The sequence below is a fragment of the Pedobacter sp. AC212 genome (assembly GCF_979258625.1).
The window spans coordinates 1,055,096-1,075,144 of the sequence record NZ_OZ409870.1; the positions used below are offsets into that span (position 1 = coordinate 1,055,096).

Consider the following 20,049-nt stretch of genomic DNA (forward strand, 5'->3'; position numbering starts at 1 on the left):
CATTATAAAAAAATAGGACAGTTTAAAATAAGCTGTACCATGCTTATTGTGTTAAACCTTATTTCTTGGGTTTTTGAAGGTTCGTATTTGTTTATCGCAATTAATGTGGTTTTATTAATAGTCTTTATTTTTTGGAAAAGGCAATTAAGTAAAGATGAAGTAATCACTTAATAGTTTAAAAATTTTCTCTCTCCCACAAACCCCGCCTCATCAGCGGGGTTTTTTTATGACATAATTTTTGCTACCCCTCACACGTTAAATCTTATATTTGCAATGATGAAAAAGACATTCACTTTTATCTTATTTTCAATTGCCTGCATTTTACTTTTCACTGCTAATGCACAAGCACAATGCGCCATGTGTAGCATCAATGCAGAGCAGGGGGTAAAAAATGGCAATACCGTTTCGGCTGGTTTAAATACGGGTGTTTTATATTTACTGGCCATTCCTTACATTATGGCAATAGTAATTGGGGTGATTTGGTATAAGAAATACCGCAAGAAAAATGTGGCGTTAAATATGAAAAAAGAACCTTTTCATTTAAACTAAACATGTCTGGTAAAACTTCCAAGCTTTCTGCAATCGTAAACTGCAAATGCCCACACTGTCGCAGGGGAGATATATTTACGGGCAGTATGTATGGCTGGAACATTCAGCATACCAAAGAAATTTGCAGTTATTGTGCGCAGCGGATAGAAATTGAACCTGGATATTTCTATGCGGCCATGTACGTTAGTTATGCCATGAATGTAATCGAAATGCTCCTTGTAAGCTTTATTACCTACCTGTTTTTCGGTCCACTAACTGATGCAACTTTTTGGCATTATTTGATTGCGATTTTTGCTGGTTGTTTTATTCTTTATCCTTTTAATTACCGCTACTCACGTATTATTTTGCTTCATGTATTGTCGCCGAATATTAAGTATAAAGCTTATTACGATCAATAAAAGTCAGGAGTTTTAAGTTTGAGTGTTTAACACGATATATTAATTATTGAAGATTCTAAATTGGATGGCTGTTGTACGGCTTATCCGGTTAATCATATCTATATGCTAAAAAAAGAAACCTTAAAATTTATCAAAGAGGTAGCGGAAAATAACAACCGCGAATGGTTTGCAGAAAATAAACCTAGATACGAGGAAGCGAAAGAAGATACTCTGAAACTTGTAGCAGCGCTTATACCGGAGCTGGCCAAGGTAGATCCCTTAATTTCCTCAGAAACTGATGCGAAGAAGAGCTTAATGCGTATTTATCGTGATGTGCGTTTCAGTAAAAATAAAGACCCGTATAAAAATAACTTTGGCATTTGGTTTTCTGCCAAGAGCAAAGGCGGTAATGAACCTGGTTATTATTTACACATCCAACCGGGTAAAAGCTTTATTGCAGGCGGTTATTGGATGCCCGAAGCACCACATGTTAAACTTATCCGCCAGGAAATAGATTACAATATTGATGAGTTCAAAAGCATTATCGAAGCCAAAGCATTCAAAGCAAATTTCACATTGGGCACAACAAATGCCCTAAAAAATGCGCCGAAGGGCTATGATCCTGCAGATCCAAACATCGAGTTTTTAAAGTTAAAAAGCTTTGAGGCGACCATGCCACTAAAAGATGAAGACTTTTTTAAAGCTGATCTCGTTAATAAGTTGATAAGTTCTTTTGCAACAATACAACCATTAGTTGCATTTTTACGAAATGCCATTGAGCAATAATCAACTTTTAATTCAACACTCAAAATAACCAACAGTTAATGTTTAACCCTTGATAGGACTTGTACTTGATACTAAAATCTTGATTCTATAATATGAAAAATACCTTCTTAGCTTTTGTCATTCTTTTATTCATTTCATCCTTTACCTCATGCGTGGTTTTATCGCCAAAAAAATATAAAGCTTTATTGGGTAGCAAAGATTCTTTATATACTGCCTTTAATGAGGGCTTGGTAAAAATTGAAAATTTAGAGAAAGAGGTTGCGAAACTTAAGAAAGACACCACTTTGATGGCTGAAGAATTAAGAGATTTGCAAAGCAGTTACAATGAAGTAGATGCAAACTATAAAAAGCTAAAGAATAATTCGACCACCGAAATTACAAAGCTATCTGGCGATCTGGCTGCCCGGGAAAAGCGTTTAAAAGAGGTGGAAGAGGTTTTGCGTAAACGCGATGAAGCAACCAATTCATTAAAAGAGAAGTTGCAACAAGCACTGCTCGGCTTCGCCAAAAGCGGCTTAACTGTAGAAATTAAAAATGGAAAGGTTTATGTTTCGCTAACAGATAAATTGTTATTTCCATCAGGTAGTATTATCATAGATGAAAAAGGGAAGCAGGCACTAACACAGTTGGCTAATGTTTTAAAGCAACAACCAGAAATTAACATTGCTGTAGAAGGCCATACCGACAATCAAAAAATAAACAACTTAGGTCAAATTAAAGATAATTGGGATTTAAGTGTGTTAAGGGCAACTTCGGTGGTACGTTATTTAACAGATAATGAGAAGGTAGAAAGCGTTAGAATGACGGCCACAGGTAAAGGAGAATTTCAGCCGCTCGGTTCAAATGCAAGTGCAGATGGAAGAAGCAAAAATAGAAGAATCGAAATTGTACTTTCTCCTAAGTTGGATGAACTTTATAACTTGATCAAATAATCTAATCACATTGAATAAATAAGAATGCCCTTTTGATTAATCATAAGGGCATTTTCTTATTTATAAGACTTTAAAATCTTAAAGGATTGTTCGAATTCGAAATTATTCAAGTTGGCATACTCCGGCATCGAAATTTTGTTTATCGATATAAATTTAAATAATTCTTTTATTGCATTTGATACCTCTTCGGGTTTATCACAATGCTTTAATGCATCTATTTTTAACAAAAGCAACGAAACTTCATAGACTCTAAAATCGTTTTTGAAAGCCATTTTTAAGCCTGCTTCTATCTCGGTAACTGCTTGCTCATAATTGTCTGTGCAGTTATAAAAGCTCGCCTTGAATAAACTAAAACCTACGCTAATAAAATTGGTGTAGTAAGTATAGTCGCATTCTATCACTTTCTCCATAAATTCTAAAACTCTTTTAGCCTTCTTATAATAGTTGAGTTTAAGATAGGTATGCCCTAATTGTAGCAATAGAAATGGAGAGAAGACCGAATGGCGTACATTAAAGATATTAGGATATTTATTTAGAATAGCCATAATAAAACGGTGGCATTCAGCATAATTTTTCTGTGCGAATAAAGCCAATAAAACCAATCGATAGGCCAGAATTTCGGGTGTAGTAATTAGTTTGTTGCTTAAAGGTTCACTCTTATCAATTTTTTGGCAGAGCCTGATGATCTTATCTTCCAGTGTTTTACTTTCATGTGGTTTTCCCGTAAGGTTATTCATGAAATATAAAAGGATGTCGTAAGGGTTTATGGGGAATAACTCATTTAATCTTTTGTAATGGCGTTTAAGTGCATGCATTGCGCTAATCAACGAAGCTTTGTCTACGTCGATTAAAGCGATATTGCATTCGATAACCAATAGCATAATCTGGACATCCTCATTTAATACATTATCCGAAATAGTTTTGATGGTTTCCTTATAAAGTTTACTCATTGTTCGGCCTGTAGCCAAAATATCAATAAAATTTAAGTCGATACTTTGTTTATTGAAGTTGGAGTTGGGCTTACTTAGCTCATATTTCGAAACATTGCAAATGAAATCAAACGACATGTTTTTTTCTTCATTCGTAAATGATAGCTTCAAGATGTTTTTTAACTCAGAAATTTCATTTCTGTTGATACAGAAGCGTATAGCCCAATTTAAAATGTGATATCTTAATACTGTTCCTGGCAGAAAGGTTGCTAAAATGTATTCAAAAAATTCCTTGCCTGGTTTGTAATCAAAGCGTTCGGTGATTTGAATAAAAATGAAATAAGTATAGATATCATCGTTCAAAAAGCGAACAATTTCTGTGGGTATTGCAGTGCTAAGCCGCTTTTCTTCAATTAGAATACCATCGTACAACAAATCTTGATAAGCGTCAGGATACTGATTTACAATGTCAAGAATAGCTTCTTTAGCCACACGAAGACCTTTATTTCCTTTAGATATACGTCCGCTTATTTTTTTTAGGAGATATATTTTCTCGGTACTTTTTTTAGCTAAAAAGATTTTCTTTTCTAAGAAATAATTAATAATCTCATAACATAGAAGCGTATTATTTAATTCGAGGGCAAGATTATCAATTTTTAATTGATAATATACTTGCAACCAAAACGGCGTTTTAAATTGGGTCAAGAGGGCAGGGCTCACTTCATCTTGAATAACCGTTTTATCTTCAAGCTGGCTTAATATATTCAGTATTTCTTCGGTACTTAAAGGAGGAACATTGCTAAGTACATCAAGATCGTAAAACAAGCCATTATACCAACTCTTTGTTAAAAAAGCCGAGCCTGTTATAACAGGCTGCAGATTAATCCAACTATTGGTTCGTAAACCAAATACCATTTTTAAGAAGTTGTTTTCTTCTATACTGTATAAAAAATCTATAAATGTTTGTAAATATTCTGTCTTGGTGAGAAATTCGTCAATTCCATCAACGATTAATATAAACCGGCCCTCTTTTTTTTCTGGATGAACTTTGAAAAAACTAATTAAATCGTTAACGCTTTCAAATTTAAACTCCTTTAAAAACCATTGTTTTAACGTTAGTCCATTTCGGATAATCGTATTGATACTATTCACGTTCATTAACAAAACAATATCATTTTTATACAATGCTTGTTCCGAATAAAAAAAGTGATGAACCAAATGTGCCAGTAGGATAGATTTACCTTGGCCAGGCAATGCACTCAAAGTGGTAAACTGATAATCGTTATTTAAAAAATAATCGAAATCAGGATAATAGAAACTCCTATTGGCCGTGTACCCGAAAGGAATGCCTGAATTATTTTTCTTTGAAACCAACGCAATGTCACTGATATACTTCGCTTTTAGTTTGAGTGTTTCCCAGGTGCTCTGTTCAGCTGAAACCTGAGTTTCTTTTTCCTTACAGAATGTATTCCAGTCTGAATAGCCTATGTATTGTGATAAGCTGTTCAAAGTAAACAAAGAAAATTTGTGTTGCGTGTTTGCGAAGCCAAAAAACCTTTTGATAGTGGTTTCACTAACATAGTTTTTAGTTTCTTGAAATATATACTCAGAAATAAGCTTACAGTGAGAAGGATCTATATTTTTTAATCCCGACTTTATAAGTACAAACTTCCTGAGTTCAGAGAGGAGTTCGTTAGTATTCATTAATTTACAGGGATGACTTCGCTAATGTCATCATAATTTCACAATGCAGGAAATTAAATAAATGTTAATTGAACGGATGAACAAAATGAATGAAAATTTCGAAAATATAATGAACAAGAATGGATAGAAAGCATGTTCATGCGAAATGTAGATTTGTCATTGAAATGTTTATGTACGAGTACTAAACACAATCAATCATCCCCAATTACGCCTGACATGATGAAAATCTTTACCTCTCATTCCCATAAAGGAACAATTCGCTGTGCGCTTGCATTCGCAATCATCACTTTACTAACGTTCTTCGGTTCTGTTTCGTATGCGCAAACAAAAAATTATGCAAATTCAGTTACTGAAATTAAGCCTTTTTCATTTAGTCCATCCCGTGTAGATAATATCAACAATGCGATCAGTACCAGTGATGCTAATTTTGCTACACTTAATTCGTATGGGGGGGTAGCGTTGGGCGCAGGTTCCTATTCTGGCGGAATAAATTTAAAATTTCCAAGCAGCGTTGCGGCAAATAAAACCACCTATATCAGAATTGATTTCGATCAATCGGCCCTAAACGGCTTGTTAGGAGGAACATTAGGAGGGCTCGTAGCAGACATTGTTGGAACGCTGGTTATCGGAAACCATCAATTTGAGGTTGGAGCTCTACGTCCCAATGGAACCACTATTTTAAGTCGATCGAGTGCTTCAGGTTTCGATAATAACTCAAATATTAAAATAGTTAAAGATAAGAATGGCTACACTTTTATTGCCATCACCCCAAATGAAATTTACGATCAGGTTTATGTTGTTGACAGAACCACTGGTCTTTTACTTACTACTATTGGCAAAACCAATGTTTATTATGCCTACACTATCGATGGAAATGATAATTGCGATGTAAATACCTATGCAAATTTTGATGCAGAGGGCATCTCGTTAGATGCATTGAACCTGGCTGGAGCAGAAAATTTCGATTTTCAAAAGGTAATAGATAATGATAAAAATAGTTTCTATAACCTAAGCACAGGCGTGTTGGGCGTAGCGGCCTCAAAAAGTGTAAACGTTTACTTTCCTACACTGTCAAATACAACCGATAATATAAATTTACGTTTCAGAACTTCGCCTGCTTTGGTAAACCTAAAGCTGTTCGATAATTTAAGGGTTACTGCTTACCGCGGAAATACGCCCGTTTACAGTGCTGCGGCATCCAGCTTACTGGGCTTAGATTTGCTGGGCTTGTTAAATAGTGGTCAGGCCGTAACAGTACCATTCGCTCCGGGGGTTGCTTTTGATCGGGTTTCAGTGAGATTATCGACACTCGTAAGTGCTAATATTACTCAGTATGTAGAGATTTATGACATTAGTAGAAGCCCTGCATTTCCAACGTTTACGGCACCGGTTTCAAATGCAGTTAATGTCTGTTACAATACAAGTGCTAACTTACAAGCTACCACTGCGCTCGGAAATCAGTTGATATGGTATGACGTTGCCGATGGAGGAAATGCTGTATCAACACAGACTTATAATGGCACTTTTACAACGCCAGCATTAACGGCAAATAAAACTTATTATGTTGCCTCACTTAGAGCAGGCTGTACAGCAGAATCTGTACGTGTTCCAGTGACCGTAACGGTAAATCCAATCATTAATTTTGCTGGTGGCACGCTTACAAATGCAACAAGTGGTTCAACTTATAATAAACAAATTTCGCCTGCTACAGGTGGAACGCCAGGTTTTACCTATGCTTTAGCTGCGGGTAGCACCTTACCGGCCGGATTAACACTTTCTACAACTGGAGATATAGCTGGCAGGCCAACTGTTGCCAATAACTATAGCTTTTCTATAGTTGCAACGGATACGAAGGGCTGTAGTGCAACCGCAACTTTCACTCTCACCGTTACAGGGCCCTTGACTTTGGTTCCAGGTGCATTGCCAGACGGAGTAACTAATGTTTCGTATCCTACTCAGATTATTCCAGCTGCTACAGGCGGTACAGGTCCTTACACTTATGCAGCTACCGACGTTCCTGCTGGTTTAACCTTTAATGAAACAACAAGAGAAATTACCGGAACGCCAACGGTACCAGGCAATAATACTGTTCTGGTTACTGTTACCGATGCAAACGGCAATACGGTAACATCCAATTATACACTTAAAGTAACCGATCCATTCGTTCTGCCACCTGCAACTTTAGCAAATGGAACAACCGGAACAAATTATACTCCACAAATTATCCCTGCAGCTACGGGCGGTACAGGACCTTATGCTTATGCAGCTACAGGTTTACCGGCAGGATTAACATTTACACCTGGCACCAGAGCGATAGCGGGAACGCCAACTTTGGCAGGTACCTATCCAGTGTCTGTTACGGCTACGGATGCTGATGGTAAAACGGTAACAACTGTTTATTCTATTACCATATTGGATCCACTGGTATTGCCGCCAACTAGCCTTGCTGATGGAACTGAAAAAACTGTTTACCCATCACAAATCATTCTTCCAGCCACTGGAGGTTCAGGAGCTTACACTTATGTTGCTTCAAATCTTCCTACAGGAATTACTTTTGATCCGAGCACCCGCAGCATTTCGGGTACGCCAGCACAAGCAGGTAACTATTCTATTTTAATTACGGTTACCGATGGTGGTGGAAGAACGGCAAGCAGATCTTATCCTTTAACAGTAATTGGAACCCTCAATTTGCCATCAATTACATTGGCAGATGGAACGGTTGGAACGGCTTATCCAGCCAGAACTTTACCAGCAGTATCTGGAGGAACTTCACCTTATGCCTATACAGCAACTGGTTTGCCGCAAGGAATGACTTTTAATCCGAACACAAGAGAAATTTCAGGTACCCCAACTGAAGGAGGAACTTTTGGGATATCTTTAACCGCAACAGATGCTGGTGGTAACAGTGCCACAACAACCTATACGCTTAATGTCAATATTAATGCGCCAATAGTTGCATCTGCCACGGTTTGTTCGGGTGTGGGTGCAACCTTATCGGTAAGCAATCTTATCTCTGGGGCAAACATCAATTATAGATTATACAATTCAACTGGCAATACGCCAATACAAACTAATACAACTGGAATATTTAATACACCAGTAGTAACCACTCAAACTACTTTTTACATCGATGCTGTTTCTGGTACCGCGGTAAGTTCAAAAACTTCGGTTGTTGTTTCGGTAAATCCACCGGCAACGTTACCTACAGTCGCAAGCAGTAATATTGCTATCAATGCTGGTCAAACAGCTACATTGACAGCTACTTTTGATGCAGGAAATACCATTGCCTGGTATGAAGCTGCAACAGGTGGAAATCCGGTAAGCACCAGTGCTTCATTTACTACACCAGCGCTATCGGCAAATAAAACTTATTATGCTCAAACCACCAGTTCAGCGGGTTGCCCAAGCACTTCTCGTGTTCCGGTTACCGTTACGGTTATTCCCACTTCAGGTACTACGGCATGTAATGCTGCTGGAAGCCAGAACACAGCAATTACCGGAATCTGTATTGCATGTGGCATAACAGGCGCAGGAAATTCTACTGATGCTAATCCAAATAACTTTACCAGATTAACATTAGGTGTGGGGGTTGGAGCAACAGGTGTGCAACAACTTATTTTTCCAAATGTAGGTGTGGCCACAGATAGTATTCGGTTAAACTTAGGTTTGCCAGGTGGTTTGGCCGACGTTGGCGTTTTGAATAACATTACCTTAACGGTTTTAAATGGAACAACAGTTGTAAAATCAGTTCAGATAAATGGAGGATTGTTATCGCTAACGCTTTTGGGTGGAGGAAGATTTGCCTCGACATTAGTTGCAGGCGGAGCCTATGACCGCGTTCAGGTAAGTTTCGGAGGTGTAGTTTCAGCAGTAAGCAGCTTAGATATTTATGGTGCAACGGTTATTTATCCAAATCCAACCATTATCTCTGGTGCTCAATCTATTTGTGCTGGTACTACAGCTAAATTGTCTGTTACACCGGTAACAGGAACTACTGTGAACTATTTCGATAGCCCAATAAGTGCAACTGTTTTAAATCCTGACGGTGGTGATTTTACAACACCAGCGCTTTCATCCAATACAACTTATTACCTTCAGGTTAATAAATTGATCAACGGTGTTTTGTGTTCAAATCCAACCAGAACTCCGATTACCATAACTGTAAATCCTACTATTGTATTTAATGGCAGTACATTAACAAATGCAAGCATCTCGCTCCCATACAATCAACAATTACCATTAGCCACAGGTGGTACACCGGGCTTCACTTATGCCTTAGCATCGGGAAGCACTTTGCCGGCAGGTTTATCCTTATCTAGTTCAGGATTAATCACGGGCACACCAACTTCCGCAGGAGATCCAACATTTTCAGTAGTTGCTACAGATACTAAAAATTGTTCGGCAACGGCAACATTTAATTTCGCAATAACGCCAGCATTGGCTTTGGCAGGCGCTGCGTTACCTGATGGCGTAACCGGAACATTATATCCCACACAAACCATCCCTGCCGCAACTGGTGGTACAGGGCCATTAACTTATTCTGCTGTAAGTCTTCCTCCTGGATTAAGTTTCAATCCAACAACCAGAGAAATTACGGGTACACCTACTCAACCTGGGAATTATATTATCCCGGTAACAGTTACTGATGCTAATGGATATTCCATCACTTCAAACTATACTTTAAAAGTAACCGATCCATTATCATTACCGGCAGCAAGCCTGGCAAACGGAACAAATGGATTAGTTTATCCTACCCAAACCATTCCGTCTGCAATTGGTGGAACAATGCCATATAGCTATGTAGCAACAGGTTTACCAACGGGATTAACATTTAACCCGGCTACAAGAGAAATCTCTGGAACGCCAACACAATCTGGTACTTTCCCAATTCCAGTTACAGTAACTGATTCTACAGGAAAAACGGCTACTACAACTTATTCTATTACAGTTATCGATCCGTTAACGCTGCCGCCAGCAACATTGGCAGACGGCAATGAAAACGTAAATTATCCTGCTCAAACTATTCCTGCTGCAATTGGCGGCGTTGGTCCATATACTTATACGGCAACCAATCTTCCGGCAGGATTACAATTTAACCCTGGCACACGCGAAATTACTGGTGTTCCAACACAAGCTGGAAATTATGTGGTAACTGTAAGCGTTGTTGATAGCGAGGGTAGAACCGCAAGTAATAATTATGCACTGAAAGTAATAGGTGCACTAAACTTGCCTTCAGCAACATTGCCAAATGGCGTAGTAGGTACCAGCTATCCAACACAAACACTTCCGGAAGTTACAGGAGGTACAGGCCCTTACACTTATACTGCAACCAATCTTCCTCCTGGATTAAATTTTAATACCAATACCAGGGAAATTACAGGCGTACCAACTTTGGGAGGCAATTATACCGTCTCGCTAACTGCAAGAGATGCCAATGGTAATGTAGCCACAACAGGTTACAGCATCACGGTAACGGTAAATGCGCCTGTGGTAGCGAATGTTGCAGTTTGTTCTGGTTCGCCAGCTACGTTAACTGTAAGCAACCCAATTGCTGGTGTCACTTATAATTTGTACGGAGCAACAGGTTCCACACCGTTGGCAACCAACAATACTGGTGTATTTACAACAGGGGCAATAACTGCTCAAACTGTATTTTATGTTGAGGCGGTTTCTGGAACTGCAGTAAGTGCCAGAACAGCGGTAACGGTTTCAATAAATCCGCCGGCAACTTTAGCAACTGTATCTACTAATAACCAGGTCATCAATCCAAATCAATCAACTACTTTATTGGCAACAGCTGATTCAGGTAATACCATTACCTGGTTTGATGCAGCTACTGGCGGTACACAAGTTGGATCTGGAACTTCATTTACTACACCAGCGTTAAATTCTACAACAACATATTATGTTGAAACCACCAATAGCAATGGTTGCGTAAGTGCAAGCAGGGTTCCGGTTACCGTAACTGTTATTCCTGTTGGTACTGGCACCGCATGTAATGCAGCCAATAGTCAAAGCAGTGGCATTACTGGCATTTGCTTGTTGTGCGGAATTTCCGGAGCAGGGAACTCTACAGATACCGATCCGAATAATTTTACAAGAATCACTTTAGCGGTTGGTGTCGCATCAAGCGGATATCAACAATTAAGATTTCCAATAGCGGGTACCGCTACCGATAGTGTTCGCTTGGATTTGGCTTTGCCAGGCGGTTTATTGGATCTTCAGCTCCTTAATAATACAACCGTAACCATTTTAAACGGAACTACTGTTGTAAGAACAGTACAGTTGGGGTCGTCACTTGTTAATCTTCAACTTTTAAGTGGAAGCCGATTTGCCGCAAGCATTTTAGCTGGCGCACCATTTGATCGGGTAGAGATACGTTTCGGTGGTGTAGTTTCTGCTGTAACTAGTTTAGATGTTTATGGCGCAACAATCGTATATCCAAATCCAACTATTACTGCTGGCTCACAAACCATTTGTGCAGGTAGTACTGCTACTTTAACCGCAACGGCAAATGGAGGTACAACTATAGCCTGGTATAATGCCGCTGGCGATGAAGTTGCCACGGGAGCTACTTTTACCACTCCAGCGTTAACCGCTACAACAACTTATTACATTCAGGTATCAAGAGGTACTTGTGCAAATCCAAACCGTATTCCGGTAACGGTTACGGTAACACCAGCCTTGGCTGTACCTACAGTAGCAACGGTTGCTGCGAGCTGTGCAGGTAGCCCGGCTACATTATCTGTAAGCAATCCAATTGCTGGGGTAACGTACAATTGGTACAGTACTCAAACTGGTGGAACTCCGGTTTTAACAGGTGCAACGGTAACTACTCCGGCACTTACCGCTAACACCACGTATTACGTAGAGGCCTCACAAGGAAGTTGCGTGAGCACAGGCAGGGCGACAGTATTGGTTCTGGTTAATCCTGCACCATCGTTACCTGTATTGGCAACAAGCTCGTCTTCAGTAGCACCAGGGCAAACTGCAATTTTAACAGCTAGCTCATCAGAAGCAAATGTTACTTTCAATTGGTATAATTCAGCAGCATCTACTACTCCGGTTTATGTTGGTCCAACTTATGTTACGCCAGCATTAACCACTACCACCACTTATTATGTTGAAGCCGTTTCTGCAAATGGATGTGCTTCAACTGCTCGGGCTCAGATTACGGTTACCGTGAACACGGGAGGAGCTCCTAATCCTGTTCCTTGCGAAGCGGCAATAGCACAAACCAACGGTGTTGTAGGTTTAGGCTTGCTGGCTGGTGTATTTAACCCCGGTTTAGCCATTGATAATGATACCCAAACAGGATCTTCATTAATTTTACCAGTGGGCGCCTTAGGCGGATCGGTTTTCCAAAGGGCAAGTTTTGGTTCGGTATCTACTTTAGGCGATACCGTGAGGGTGTTGGTTTCAGCGCCTGGAAGATTGCTTTCATTAAGTGTTTTGGGTAATACACAAATCACCACCTATCTTGGAACCACCAGCAACGGCGATTCGAGAACAGTAAATAGTGGGTTATTAAATGTTCAGTTACTAAGTGGAGATACTCAAGCTTTACTTACGTTTGTGCCGACGGCAACATTTGATGGGGTTGAGGTGAGATTAAACGGAGGAATTGCTTCTGCATTAACCTCGTTAAACTTCAATTATGCACAGCGCATTCTGGTTGCACCAACAGTTGTTTCTGCAAATGTAACCGCATGCGAAGGTCAAACTACTCAGTTAACAGTAAGCAATCCATCATCAAATTTAACCTATAGATGGTATGATGCTGCCGGTACTTACCTTACAGGCAAGGATGGCATTATTTTTACTACTCCAACTTTAACTGCCGATACTAAGTTCTTTGTAGCAGCTGTATCTGCATCGGGTTGTGTGAGTTACAGGACGGCAGTAAATGTGTCCGTTACTCCGGCGCCATTGCAACCAGAATTATTATCACCAGACGTGGAAACCTGTCTAAATGCTTCGGTTATATTCCAGGTTAAAAATCCTATTGCTGGAACTACCTACAGATGGTACAATAGTGCAGATGTTTATCAGGCAGGTTTCGATGGACCAACCTTTACGGTTTCTAATGTTATTGCAAACAGCACTTATCGTGTTGAAGCAGTGAATAGCTGCGGTTCAACATCTGATAAAGCTATAGCAACCATTACCATCGGTAACATTGAAGTTCCTGTTGTAACTCCATCGGCTGTGACCATTACAGAAGGGTCGGTAGCCTCTTTAACTGCCACTTCGAGCACAGCAGGAGTAACGATTAACTGGTACACCACCGAAACGGGAACAACTCCGGTTTTCAGCACTACAAATTCTGCAACAAGTAATTTTGTTACACCACCACTCACAGGAAACACATCTTATTTTGTTGAAGCCACCATCCCTGGCGGATGTACTTCTGCAACTAGAGCACGTGTTGATGTAACAGTAATTCCTAATGGTTCACCAGTGCCTACTCCATGTGGTGCTGCGATATCACAAACCAATGGTGTATCAGGAGGTATAAGCGTAGGAGCAGGTGTAATTAATCCAAATAGTGCAATTGATGGCAATATAAATACGGGCTCAACATTAGTTATTCCTGTCGGATTATTAGGATCGTCAGTTTATCAAAGATTAAAATTCTCATCTATTTCAAATGTTGGTGATACTTTAAGACTAAAAATTACCACTCCAGGTCAGTTATTATCATTGGGCCTATTACCAAACGTTACTGTAACCACTTATTTAAATGGAAACAGTAATGGCGATGTTACTGCAGTATCAAACCCATTAATTAGTTTGAGGTTATTAGCTGGTAGCAACTCGGGAATATTAACCATTGTTCCAACAAGTCGTTTTGATGAAGTGGAGTTGAGATTAAATGCCGGTTTACTTGGTGCTTTAACAACCATAAATTTTGATTATGCACAAAAAACCATCGTTACACCTACTTTAACTACCAATACTGTAAGTGTATGTCAGGGTTCTGCTGCAACACTAAGTGTTCAAAATCCTCAGGCAGGAATTACTTACAAATGGTATGCAGGAACAACATATACAGGAAAAAATGGGGCGACCTTCACAACCGACCCGACGTTAGCAGCAGGTACTTATGAATATGCTGTAACTGCTAGTGCTGATGGTTGCGAAACAGTTAAAGTAAAAGCAACGGTTACCGTTCTGGCTCCGCCAACGCCACCAGTTCCTTCTACAGGTAATCCATTAACAACTTGTTTAAATACACCGGTTGAGTTAAGTGTGGTTGCTGTAACGGGTATCACTTATAATTGGTACGATCAACCTGTAAATGGTAACCTCTTGGTAACCAATAATAATAAATTCACAACGCCAGCAAATTTATCAGTTGGAACGTATGACTATTATGTAGAGGCAGTTAGTGCTAATGCTTGCGCCAACCCAACAAGAACGAAAATTTCGGTTACTGTAAATCCAGCGGCTTTAGCCAGCGATATTACCGTAACCGGCAATACATCGCTTTGCGCAACCGGAACTACTGTATTAACCGCAACAAGTACCATCCCTAATCCCGTGTTTAATTGGTATAGCGATGCTGCCTTAACCCAGTTATTGGCTGGTAATACCGCAACCTTTACTACTCCTGCAATTACCGCCCCAACTAAGTTTTATGTTAGCGTTAGCGGCGACAACAGATGTGCGAACACTGCTGGTAATGGAAGAGAGGTTTCGGTTAACATTAATCCTGTAGCAGTAGCAACAGATATCATTCTAAGCGGACCAACATCGGTTTGCGGCGGAGCATCAGTTACCCTGAATGCCCAAAGCACTACAGTAACTAATCCGGTGTTTACCTGGTATAGCGATGCAAGCTTAACTACCGTAGTCAATACAACTTCACAATTTACTACCCCTGTCTTAACGGCTAATACAACTTACTACGTAACGGTTAAGGGAGATAATAAATGTGAAAACACAGCGAGCACAGCAAGAGCGATTACGATTACGGTAAACCCATACGCTACAGCTGGTGATATTAATGTAAATGGCATCACCTCAATTTGTAAGGGCGAAAGTGCATTATTATCCGTTTCAGCTGCCGCAATCATAAATCCGATATTTACCTGGTATAGCGATGCCGCATTATCAAATGCAGTGTTTACCGGAGCATCGTTTAATACGGGTAGCTTAAACAATAACGCTACTTATTATGTAACTGTGAAGGGCGATAACAAATGTGAAAATCAGCCTAATGCAGCTAAAGTGATCACGGTAACAGTTAAAGAATTTGGAACTGCAGCCGATATCACAGTGGCCAATACACAAATTTGTTCGGGTTCATCAACTGTGTTAGTAGCTTCGAGCCTAACTGTTACTGATCCTGTATTTACCTGGTATAATGATCCATCATTAACCAGCGTAGCATTTACCGGTCCAATTTTTACTGTAAATAACTTAACAGGAACTACCACCTATTATGTAACAGTTAAAGGAACCAACAGATGTGAAAATACTGCGGCGAATGCTACAACTGTTGTGGTGACGGTTAACCCGCTTGCTACACCTACTGATATTATTGTAACGGGCGGTACAACGGCTTGTGCAGGATCTTCAATTGTACTTACGGCCAGTTCGCCAAATGTAACCAACCCGCAATTTACCTGGTACAGTGATGCAGCTTTAACCAACATCTCTGCTGTGGGCAGTACCTTTACCACACCGGTATTATCAGCAAATACCACTTATTATGTAACTGTTAAAGGGGATAATAAATGTGAGAACGCTGCTGGAAATGGCAAAGCGATAATCATAACTGTAACACCGGTTGCCAGTGCAAGTGATGTTACTGCCAACGATGCGTCAATCTGTGCAGGTTCATCTGCAGCGTTAGTGGCAACAAGTACAACAGTTACCAACCCGGTATTTACCTGGTACAACGACGCTGCCTTAACTTCGGTTGCATTCGTAGGTGCAACATTTAATACATCGCCACTAACCGCAACAACAAGATACTACCTAACTGTTAAGGGCGATAACAGATGCGAAAGTTCTGCATCAACAGCAAAAGTAGTTACGGTAACGGTAAATGATGTGGCTACTGCAGCAGATATCACGCTGTCAAATTCAGCAGTAATCTGTGGGTCGGGAACAGCAACAATCAATGCAAGTTCTACAACCGTAACTAGTCCGGTGTTTACCTGGTACAACGATGCTTCTTTAACCAGCGTGGCATTTGTCGGTCCGATTTTTACAACGCCAGCTTTAAGCACCACTACCACTTATTATGTTACTGTGAAAGGAAGTAATAGATGTGAGAACGCAGCTGCGAGCGCTAAACCGGTAACAATCATTGTAAACCCAATAGCGGTAGCAAGTGATATTACCACTACAGGAACAACGTCAATATGTAACGGTTCGGGCACAACCTTAACCGCATCGAGCACTACTGTTACCAATCCGGTATTTACCTGGTATAGTGATGCGGCACTTAATAATGTAGTATTTACAGGTGCAGTATTTACAACATCGGTATTATCAGCCAATACTACCTATTATGTAACGGTGAAAGGAGATAACAAGTGTGAAAATTCGGCAGCCAGTGCAAAAGCAGTAGCGATAATTGTAACTACAGTCGCCAGTGCAAGTGATGTTACTGCCAGCGATGCTTCAATCTGTGCAGGTTCATCTGCAGCGTTAGTGGCAACAACTACAACGGTTACCAACCCGGTATTTACCTGGTACAACGATGCGGCCTTAACTTCGGTTGCATTTGTAGGCGCAACATTTAATACATCGCCACTAACCGCAACAACAAGATACTACCTAACTGTTAAGGGCGATAACAGATGCGAAAGTTCTGCATCAACAGCGAAAGTAGTTACGGTAACGGTAAACGAAGTGGCTACGGCAGTAGATATCACGCTATCAAATCCAACAGTAATCTGTGGTTCGGGAACAGCAACAATCAATGCAAGTTCTACAACCGTAACTAGTCCGGTATTTACCTGGTACAACGATGCTTCGTTAACCAGCGTGGCATTTGTTGGTCCGATTTTTACAACGTCAGCTTTAAGCACCACTACCACTTATTATGTAACTGTTAAAGGAAGTAATAAATGTGAGAACACAGCTGCAAACGCTAAACCGGTAACGATCATTGTAAACCCTAGAGCTTTAGCAACTGATCTGGCTGTTAGCGGAACAACTACAGTATGTACCAGTGGCATAACAACATTAACTGCAACGAGCACCATGGTTACTAATCCAATTTTTACCTGGTATAGCAATGCAGCGCTAACATCGGTAGTCTTTACAGGTGCATCATTCACTACACCTGCATTAACTTCCAATACCACCTATTATGTAACCGTGAGGGGAGATAATAAATGCGAAAATGTAGCTTCAAATGCGGTTGCAATAGCGATCACAGTGAGTGCTATTCCTAACAGTCCTATAGTGGCAACGGCAGGAACCAGTATATGTTCTGGCGAGCCAACCACACTTACGGTTACAAATGCACAAACAGGTGTAACCTATGAGTGGTACACTGCTTCAACTGGTGGTAGTTTATTGTTCACTGGTACTTCTTACACCACTTCGGTAATCAATACCACTACCGATTATTATGTACAAGCAGTGGGCGCTGGAGGATGTAATAATAATGGTGGAAGAGTAAAAGTCACCGTAACGGTTAATCAGAAACCTAATGTTCCAACGGTTACATCAGCAAATGTGAGCATTTGTATTGGAAACTCGGCAGTGTTAACCGTTTCAAATCCACAAGCAAATGTGGTTTACAATTGGTATAACACACCGGTTGGAGGTGTAATTGCAGGAACGGGAAGTTCTTTCACAACACCGGCAATAACAACCAACACTACTTATTATGTAGAAGGTGCAAATGGATCTTGTTTATCATCAACAAGAACCCCGGTAAATGTGGTTGCGTTACCAGTGCCAGTGGCGCCTGCTTCGGTTACTGCCGCAAATGCGACTATTTGTGCGGGAAGCAATACCATCTTAACCGTTAACAATCCAGTATCAGGTTTAATCTACAGATGGTACACAACCAGTTCAAACGGAAGTTCGATTGGCGAGGGCATTACATTTACTACACCTAACATTACTACCACCACTATTTTCTATGTGGAAAGTATTGCGGTGGGTGGTTGTGCAAGCCCAACAAGAACAGCGGTTACTGTAACTGTGCTACCAGTGTTAGTTTCGCCTTCGGTTGTCGTTCAATCTACTACACCAAATAGTGTAACGTTTGCATGGGCGGCGGTTAATGGCGCAACAGGCTACGAGGTTTCAACGGATAACGGTTTAACCTGGCAAGCTGCAGTAGGAACAGGTTACCTGGCTTCAGGTTTAAAACCAGATCAGGCTGTTACCATAATTGTTAGAGCTAAAGGCCAGTTAGATTGCCAAACCAGTGCAAATTCTACCCCGGTAACCGGTAAAGCAAGTAATCCATTGGGTAACCAGATTTATATTCCGAATGCATTTACACCGAATAACGATGGTAAAAATGATGTGTTCTTAATTTATGGAAATACCATAGCAAGTGCCAAAATGTCTATTTATACACAATGGGGCCAATTAATTTTCCAATCTGATAACGTTGCTAACGGATGGGATGGAACTTTCAAAGGTGTTAATCAACCAATCGGTGTATATGTATTTATGGTAGAGGTTCAGTTAACGGATGGATCAACTGTGATTAAAAAAGGAACAGTTACTTTATTGAGATAACGATGTGCAGATTAATTTATAAACAGAAAAAATCAAATTCCATGAAAATAATTTCGAATTTAAAAGTATATGTAGCTGTTTTGGGCTTGGTTATCTGCACAGCTAAATCATTTGCTCAAACAGATCCACATTTTTCTCAGTACTATGCGTACCCTCTTTGGCTAAACCCGGCTTTAACGGGGGTGGTTGATGGAGATTACAGGGCAAGTTTAAATTTTAAACAGCAGTGGGGAGCCCTAAATAGCTCGTTCCTTACTGGCGGGGCTTCTTTTGATATGGCGCCAAAGAAAAACCTTGCTTTTGGCGCTACAGTATTAAACCAAAGAGCTGGTGAGTTGGATTTCAATTATCTAACGGCTCTTGTGTCTGGTTCGTATCGTTTGAGGTTCGGTTTCGAGGGTTTGCAAATGATTAGTTTCGGTTTGCAGGCTGGGATTATCAACAGAAGCTTCGATTTTTCACAGGGCCGCTTTGGTAACCAGTTTAATCCAATTTCTGGCTATGATGGCGGCATGATGAGCGGCGAAACCTTCCAGTCTCAATCTTCATTAGTGCCCGATGTAAATGCAGGTATTATGTACTTTGATGGTAACCCAAATAAGAGTGTAAATGTCTTCGTTGGTGCAAGTGCTGCCCACCTCACCATGCCTGTTGATCGTTTTTCCGGTTCAAATTCTCGCATTCCGGTACGTTTTACCGGGCATGGCGGCGCCAGGATCCGGGCGTCGGAGTTGTTAGATATCGTTCCAAATGCATTGGTCATGTATCAGGGAAACACCAATGAAATTTCTTTAGGGGCATACGCACAGTTGAATATTAATCCATCATCAAATATTCTTTTTGGTGGTAATTATCGTGTAAAAGATGCGGCCATAGCTTTTGTAGGCTTGCAATTGCAAAATATGGTTTTCGGACTAAGTTATGATGTTAATACTTCAAATTTCAGCAGAGCTTCAAACAGTAACGGCGGTTTTGAATTGTCTATCTCGCTTATTGGGCGAAATGGCATCATCGGTCCAAATTTCTTCTGTCCACGTTTATAATAAT

Annotated in this window: 7 protein-coding genes; 6 read left to right on the top strand and 1 reads right to left on the bottom strand. The window is 40.3% G+C overall.

The annotated features are described in order from the left end of the window. The first annotated feature begins 273 nt into the window (after positions 1-273). From ACZZZC_RS04640 to ACZZZC_RS04655, 4 genes are all read left to right on the top strand, one after another. Positions 274-549 carry a hypothetical protein gene (locus ACZZZC_RS04640; RefSeq protein ID WP_265798424.1) on the top strand — a complete coding sequence of 92 codons (276 nt, stop codon included), beginning with the start codon at positions 274-276 and terminating at the stop codon, positions 547-549. Positions 550-551: 2 nt separating this feature from the next. Continuing rightward, positions 552-947, top strand: coding sequence for a hypothetical protein (locus ACZZZC_RS04645; RefSeq protein WP_056848411.1), 396 nt, complete (start codon positions 552-554; stop codon positions 945-947). Between the two features lie 102 nt (positions 948-1,049). Beyond that, entirely contained in the window at positions 1,050-1,712 is a 663-nt protein-coding gene (locus ACZZZC_RS04650; RefSeq protein ID WP_463485043.1) for a DUF2461 domain-containing protein, read from the top strand. 92 nt (positions 1,713-1,804) lie between these two features. Next, positions 1,805-2,644 carry an OmpA/MotB family protein gene (locus ACZZZC_RS04655; protein WP_463485044.1) on the top strand — a complete coding sequence of 280 codons (840 nt, stop codon included), beginning with the start codon at positions 1,805-1,807 and terminating at the stop codon, positions 2,642-2,644. Positions 2,645-2,700: 56 nt separating this feature from the next. On the opposite strand, the gene ACZZZC_RS04660 is transcribed toward ACZZZC_RS04655, so the two are convergent. Beyond that, positions 2,701-5,277 (bottom strand): tetratricopeptide repeat protein, encoded by a 2,577-nt coding sequence (locus ACZZZC_RS04660; protein WP_463485045.1) that lies wholly within the window; start codon positions 5,275-5,277, stop codon positions 2,701-2,703. 216 nt (positions 5,278-5,493) lie between these two features. On the opposite strand from ACZZZC_RS04660, the gene ACZZZC_RS04665 reads away from it, so the two are divergent. Together ACZZZC_RS04665 and ACZZZC_RS04670 are read left to right on the top strand one after the other, a co-directional pair. After that, entirely contained in the window at positions 5,494-19,002 is a 13,509-nt protein-coding gene (locus tag ACZZZC_RS04665) for an Ig-like domain-containing protein (protein ID WP_463486655.1), read from the top strand. A gap of 41 nt (positions 19,003-19,043) precedes the next feature. Then, positions 19,044-20,045 carry a PorP/SprF family type IX secretion system membrane protein gene (locus tag ACZZZC_RS04670; RefSeq protein ID WP_235527259.1) on the top strand — a complete coding sequence of 334 codons (1,002 nt, stop codon included), beginning with the start codon at positions 19,044-19,046 and terminating at the stop codon, positions 20,043-20,045. Positions 20,046-20,049: the final 4 nt, after the last annotated feature.